The following is a 6,787-nucleotide window of genomic DNA, read 5'->3' as shown; positions in this document are numbered from 1 at the left end:
CGAACATCCGGTAACCTCCAGCCATATAGAATTTAACTTTTTTGCCTGTCTACTTTTGATTAGGTATATTGCTTCCGTAGCCAACCTTTTTGCATTAAGTTCTTTTTCCAAATTCATTGGACAGCTACTTTTATTCTCCATAAATAAAGTCTCTCCCAAACTAATGATATATATTTAATACTAAAATATATTCAAGTTTATTTTGATTATGAATAATAAAGTACGTATGATGAATATTATACCTAGGATGCGATAAATTAAAATCTATAAAATTTACTTAGCTGGAAAGATATAAAAACAATTATTAGGGAATAACTAATAAATCTTGAGAAAAAGTAAAAGATTTAATAGCAAAAAGACAAAGAGAGGCAAACAAAAAATACAAACAGGTTTCTGGTCAACCTATGAATCCAAGAAAAATGTTAGAAGCCATATTTCGTATATTTCGGACAGGTATACAGTGGAAATCACTACGAAAAAAAAGTTTGGTATATCTAATTAAATACATCAATATTTTAAAGAAGGATGTAATACTAGAGTATTGGAAAACATGGGAAAAGGGGACTTGAGATATATAACAAAGTTAAAGATATAGATTGTAAATAGCTTAGCATCTATGAAAACATGATAAAATCTCCTTTGGCACAAGAATCTATTGGTGGAAATCCAATAGACCGAGAAAAAGGAGATAAAAAAGGCTCTATAAAATACGGTATTAAATATTAGTATTAAATATATTTTTTGCTTTCTATTTTAGAGGATCCAGTTTAAAATAATCATACTGTTTTTATATGATAAACTTATATAGGGGGTATAGCCTTTAATCCATTTATCCCTATCACTCATATATCTTATCCCTCACGCCAAATTTTTTATTAGTTCTCATCAATCAATGCTTTATTCAATTTTTAAAGATATTAAATCCTCTTTACATTCCTTGCAAATATATAAGTCTTTAAATATGATCATACCATTCATACTCCCACAAAATACACACCCAGGAGAATATTTTCTTATGTATATATCTTCATTTTCAGTAAAAAATTCTAAAGCATCCCCCGAATTAATAGAAAGCACCTTTCTTATTTCTTTAGGTATTATTATTCTTCCTAGTGTATCAACATTTCTTACAATTCCTGTGGACTTCATTAGTTATCATTCCTCCAAGTTTTCTAATGTTACAGTATAGTTTCAATAATAATACATTGGAATGATAAGTAAAAGGTTAATATTTTGGAATTATGAGAAATATATATCAATTTATTAATAAAAATTTCAAACACTTATATAAATAAATCCTATTGTTCTATATATTAGTATTATATAGATATTCGGAGTAATTTAGAGAAATTTAAAGTTTGTCATTCCCGATTTTATTGAGGATTTAAGAACATTTAAAATAAAGCTAATCATCCTACATGGCGAATTTTGCCTCAAAATGATATTTGCACATATAGAAAATTGGTCAAAATAATTCTAATGTCCAATTATGATGTTGCCTTTTATTAGTGACAATATTTATTTTACATATGTTTTGAAACAATGTATCATTATATTTATAAGGTTTATACTCTTAGTTAGTGTAGCTTAAATATAATTTTAACTTTTCTTTTCGCTAAAATAAAAGGTGTGTTTGGGTGAGGTCAATTATAATATACATTCATTCCTTATCAGGGGTAAAGGCTGTGCCCGATTCAAATTATTTTTTCCCTTATAGCTCTACTATTAAAATATTTTCATATTATTATTACAGGAAAATAAGAATAATAGTATTTTAAATATCAAACAGCAGCTGGTATTACCTTTTTCTTGTGTTTGTTCTAATCATTTTAATAAAAAAGTATACAGTAATAATTAGAATAATTGCATAAGTTAAAAATTCCCCAATTTGTATGACCATAGGAACTATAGTTTCCCAAGAATCGCCAAACCAATATCCTAACCCTAAGTATATACACGACCATAATAACTCACCTAAAGCAACAAACAAGTTGAAAGTCACCAATTTGTACCTTGTAATACCTGCTGCTGCATTAGCAGAAGGTCCCATAGGTGATATTAAAAATCTAGTAAAAAAAACTGTTCCTTTACCGTGTTTTTTCAGGTAATTTTCTGCTTTTATTATTTTAGGAGAAAAATAAGTTTTTATTCTTGAAGATTTACTTAAAAATTTATTTCCCACAACCATCCAAATAATATAAGCAATATTATCACCGATACATGAAAAAAACCAAATTTCTAGTAAAAGAATAACTATATTAAATTCGCCTGCATAAGCAAAAGCTCCAGATGCTATTACTACTAAACTTGATCCTACTGGAATTCCTATACATCCCAAGATAATTAAGATACTTAAGAACCAGATGTTATAACTTCTAAAATATATTATTAGTAAATTAGTAAAATTACTCATCTTTTTTACCTTCTAAATTCCTATGATTCTCTATGACTTTCCTTAGGTTCTTTTTCATTTCTTCCGGACTTTTATTATATTTTTTAGCTAATTCAATAACTGGTATATTTTCATCACCATTATGAGGAATAATTTGGAGAGATTTAAATATCTTCTGCTGGCTTATATTATATTTGTGAGATAATTTCTTTACAGTTAACCATTTATAAGTACTCATATTTCCAAATTGTCTACTTTCTCTAGTAGGAATCTCAATATTTTTGAATCCTTTATGTAGTATTAAAAATTGTTTAGTTATTATAAATGTAATTATAATAATTGAAATTGATAATATAACCATTTTAAAATTTTTCATCATAAATATCTATTTCACCCTATACCTTAGTTTTTATATAAACTATATCATTTTTATTTTAAAATTAAATTAAGACATTTAAAAAATGATACAGTGCTTACTTCTCTTAACTACTTAAGTAAAAATACAGGAGTATTATAAACTGAATTATCCTTCTTTTATCTTTTGTATTTATAGAAATAAAAATACCATAAAACTATTGTTTTTCAACGGCTTATATAGCAGTTCTATTTATTTTATGCTTTAGTTTAAATCTACCAATTAATATAGAGCTATTATTAATATCAAAAATTAAAATCAGATCAAGAAAATTCGCTACCACTCATGACCTTTTTAGTGACTTCCTATTAGGAGTCTTTTTGTATATCTTGGCCCAGTACCAGCAAACGTGTAACTAGGGGCAAAGTAGAAAACATGTTACATAACAATATAGGTTATTAGTATTAAGTAACATTCAAATTAAGCTTTTCATATAAAATAGATAAAATCGCTGCTAACTAAAGAAAGCGAATGTTACAAAAGTGTGTTGTGTAACATTGAAAATACTTAGAATGACTATTAATAATTTACTTTGCCCCTGGTTACAGAGCTGCTGGTATTACCCCATCTTCAAACAATCCATACCCTCTGATAATTGAATTAGAGTTCTTCTCCTGCATTATACCAATTGCATATTTTTCACATTGAAATTTAGAATGAAGATTTATTTCCTTAAAACGTTAAAAGTTTAAATAATTTTTCATATATGGTAAACAAATACATACATATTAAAATTATAAAATAGAATAATGGAGATTATAATGAGTAAAAAAGAAAATAGTATATTAAGATATTTGTATAATTATGATTAGAGTCCATTGTTTTTAATGATAATATTGATTATAAAAATTTAGAATGAATTCCACAGAATGTCTATTTAGTTAAACTAAATAGACTAAGAGCCTTTCCTTAAATAAGTCATCATACCATAGGAAAATTTATTTAAGGAGAGGCCCTTAATGAAGGATATCCTAACATTTCTAATAGAATCGCTCTAAGACTCTTGTAATCTAAACCTATTTACACACGATATCATTTCTTCTGTAACACTGTTTAGAATAGAAGCAGATTTTGCTACTTCACTTGTAGAGCTAGATAATTCTTCCGATGTAGCTACCATCTCTTCTGATGCAGCATTTATTTCCTGTGCTAGTGAAGATGTATTACTCACTTTCTCTGTTATGTTATTCTTTTGTTCATCTAAATTCGAAACTGATGAGGTTACTTCATTAATTTCTGGAATTATAAGTTCCACTGCTGAAATAATTTGTTTAAACGAATCTAATGATGTTGCAACCACGTTTGATTGCTCAATCAATCTATTATTCATGGAATTAGTCATAGTTATTATTTCTGAAGTATCATTTTCTATATCTGCAGTTAGTTTACTTATATTTTGTGTTGACCCTTTGCTTTCCTCTGCTAATTTTCTTATTTCTTCTGCAACAACAGAAAAACCTCTACCTTGCTCACCAGCTCTTGCTGCTTCAATTGCTGCATTTAAAGCTAGAAGGTTAGTTTGCTCTGAAATATTATTAATATAATTTGTAATATCATTTATTTTTCCAAGTTTAACACCTAGTGTATTTATTTTTGATGTAAATTCCTGAAATGAAGTAATTAAGCCATTTACAGATTCAATTAAAGCCTCTAACTTTACGTCACTCTCATTAGCCATAGTATTGATGCTTCTTGAGTTGTCATCAATGGTTTTTATAGCATTTATTATATTTTGGATTCGATTGGCAAATTCATTCAGTTCAGAATTGATATCAAGTAACTCTCCTGACTGAGATTCATTGGATTTTGAAACTTCCTGAACAGATAATGTAACATTTTCTGATGATGCTGCCATTTCTTCTGACACAGATGACAAATTTTTTACTTGTACGTTCACGTTATCAGCAGTATCCTTTACACTTTTAATCATGTCATATACATTTAGTATGGTCTTTTCCAGAGAAGAATTCATCAATCCAAACTCATTTTTACTATTGCAATTTAATTTTATAGTAAAGTCCCCTTCCGCAACCTGTCGTAAATTTGTTATCATTTCCTTTGATGATTTATTTATAACTAAAATTATTATGTATGCAATCAGAGTGAATATTACTAACGATAATGCAAATATAATTAGCATAAGTCTTTCACTGGCACCATATGCGGCAGCGCATATTTCCTTATCTTTTAGCGCAAGCTCTTCCGTATAATTTTGTAAATCCTTTAAATTTGTTTCTATTTTGCTTTCTTCATCTTGAATTTGCTTTAATTTTTCTGTGGAAGGATTAGGTGTTTGATCGTCCCACAAATTTGAAAAAAAGCTATATGATGATTTAATATCGTTTATATATTTAGTTTCCCGTCCATCCATTTTAGTTTTTTCGAACTCACTTAGATACTTATCAATGTTATCTCTATAAGTTCTAATTGAGATTAAGAAGTTATTAGAATGAATGTGATTGTACATAAGATCTTCAGCTTTAATCTGAAAGAAGTTGCTTCCTATGTTCCCAATATCAGCTACAGGAATTAGGTAGTCTGAATACATATCACCCACTTGATTATTTAAAGCTCTCATATTAAAATATCCAAAAATTCCTACAATTAATGTAGATATAATTGCTGATATTGTTAGAGAAATAACCAAATTTTTGAGTTTGAATTTTTTTAACTTATCTATCATATGCCCTCCCGCAATTAGAGCCTATCCCTAAATAATCTCCACACTTCTAAAACAATAGAAGCACTTTGCCAGCTTAATAAGCTCTAAAAAAGATTCATCTAGGATAGGCTCTAAATAAATTTTCATTATGATAATATTCTTTAATTATTTCGTTCTTTAGTTGCTTTACTTAACTTCTTTTCAAACAAATTATAACCAATGATTGCGGAGATAATGTGTGATAAAAATGTGAAAATTATGTGATTTTCAAAGCTAATCTTAGAGTTTATCCTTAACTTTACCCTACAAAATATGATAATGATACTTGAACAGTAGTTAATCTAATATGGATTTGAATACAAAATTAAGTCGTAATCTCCCACATTACGAGTAAATAATACCATAGACAGATTATTATTGAGACAGATACTTATATGTTTATATAAATAGATACTATTTTTATAATGTCTAATTAGCCTACCTAGTAAAAAATAAAACTAAAGGATTTTTCACTCTAGTTTAACAAATAAAATGCGAAAAGTAATAAATACTATTATTGAATTTATTATTTAGCGTCATCCAATAAAATTTCAACACTATATTAAATTTTCCATTTTTTTAGTTATAAAATATAATATATCTGAATTTTCATTTTCTGGTATCCATTCGGTAAGACGTGCTGCTGCAATAGGGAGTTCCCATTCTTTAATTTGCTCTATATCAACGCCTGAAATATTTATATACTCTAAATAAAACTTTTTTTTAATAAAATTGATGATTTTTTTCTCGATATATGATTTTTCTAGAATAATACCAAATTTAAATATTACCGATGTTCTTGCAACATCTGCTAATGGATTTCCTTGAGTTGCCGTCATCCAGCCAATTATTATTGAGTTATCTTTTGTTATTAGTATATTATCTGGATGAAAATCTCCATGGCACAATATATTATCATCTGGAAGTTCTTCAAACGTTAGCACGTCTAATTTTTTAACAGTTATTTTTTTGCATTTCATTTTATTATTTTGCAATCATTTATCTATAGTTTAAATAATTCAAATTCATTCTTTGGTATATCATTCTTTTAATGTAACATCAAAAAATTAACTCATATCCGTAAACAATTGATTATTTCTTTACCTGTTTGAATAGCCAGTCTCGTACACCTTCAATCGTATAAGCATACTGCCAAGTATATCTATGGCTACCGCCCTTGAATACCGTATAATTGATGCTGTAGTTTGAAGCCAGCATTTTACTTACGTCAGTTGCCAATTCATCTTTACTAGCTTCTGCATTCCAAGTTGCCTTGCTT

The 6,787-nt window shown here is 27.7% G+C and carries 6 protein-coding genes; all 6 read right to left on the bottom strand.

Going from position 1 to position 6,787, the window contains the following annotated elements:
- Window positions 1-897: 897 nt before the first annotated feature.
- Window positions 898-1,149 carry an AbrB/MazE/SpoVT family DNA-binding domain-containing protein gene (locus ACJDU8_RS24935; RefSeq protein ID WP_406794891.1) on the bottom strand — a complete coding sequence of 84 codons (252 nt, stop codon included), beginning with the start codon at window positions 1,147-1,149 and terminating at the stop codon, window positions 898-900.
- A 649-nt stretch (window positions 1,150-1,798) separates the two neighbouring features.
- Window positions 1,799-2,413, bottom strand: coding sequence for a DedA family protein (locus ACJDU8_RS24930; protein WP_406794890.1), 615 nt, complete (start codon window positions 2,411-2,413; stop codon window positions 1,799-1,801).
- Window positions 2,406-2,771 carry a hypothetical protein gene (locus ACJDU8_RS24925; protein ID WP_406794889.1) on the bottom strand — a complete coding sequence of 122 codons (366 nt, stop codon included), beginning with the start codon at window positions 2,769-2,771 and terminating at the stop codon, window positions 2,406-2,408. The genes ACJDU8_RS24930 and ACJDU8_RS24925 overlap by 8 nt, the downstream gene beginning before the upstream one ends.
- Before the next feature lie 1,030 nt (window positions 2,772-3,801).
- Window positions 3,802-5,490 (bottom strand): HAMP domain-containing methyl-accepting chemotaxis protein, encoded by a 1,689-nt coding sequence (locus tag ACJDU8_RS24920; protein ID WP_406794888.1) that lies wholly within the window; start codon window positions 5,488-5,490, stop codon window positions 3,802-3,804.
- A gap of 575 nt (window positions 5,491-6,065) precedes the next feature.
- On the bottom strand, window positions 6,066-6,488 hold the full coding sequence (locus ACJDU8_RS24915; RefSeq protein ID WP_406794887.1) for a phosphotransferase family protein: 423 nt from the start codon (window positions 6,486-6,488) through the stop codon (window positions 6,066-6,068).
- A 112-nt stretch (window positions 6,489-6,600) separates the two neighbouring features.
- The coding region (locus tag ACJDU8_RS24910) for a hypothetical protein (RefSeq protein ID WP_406794886.1) at window positions 6,601-6,787 on the bottom strand (187 nt) is incomplete at its 5' end.

It is taken from the genome of Candidatus Clostridium eludens (assembly GCF_045310515.1).
GTDB classification, from domain to species: Bacteria; Bacillota; Clostridia; order Clostridiales; family Clostridiaceae; genus Clostridium_B; species Clostridium_B eludens.
The sequence above is the reverse complement of the archived record's forward strand: the minus strand, read 5'-3'. Positions and strand labels throughout refer to the sequence as shown.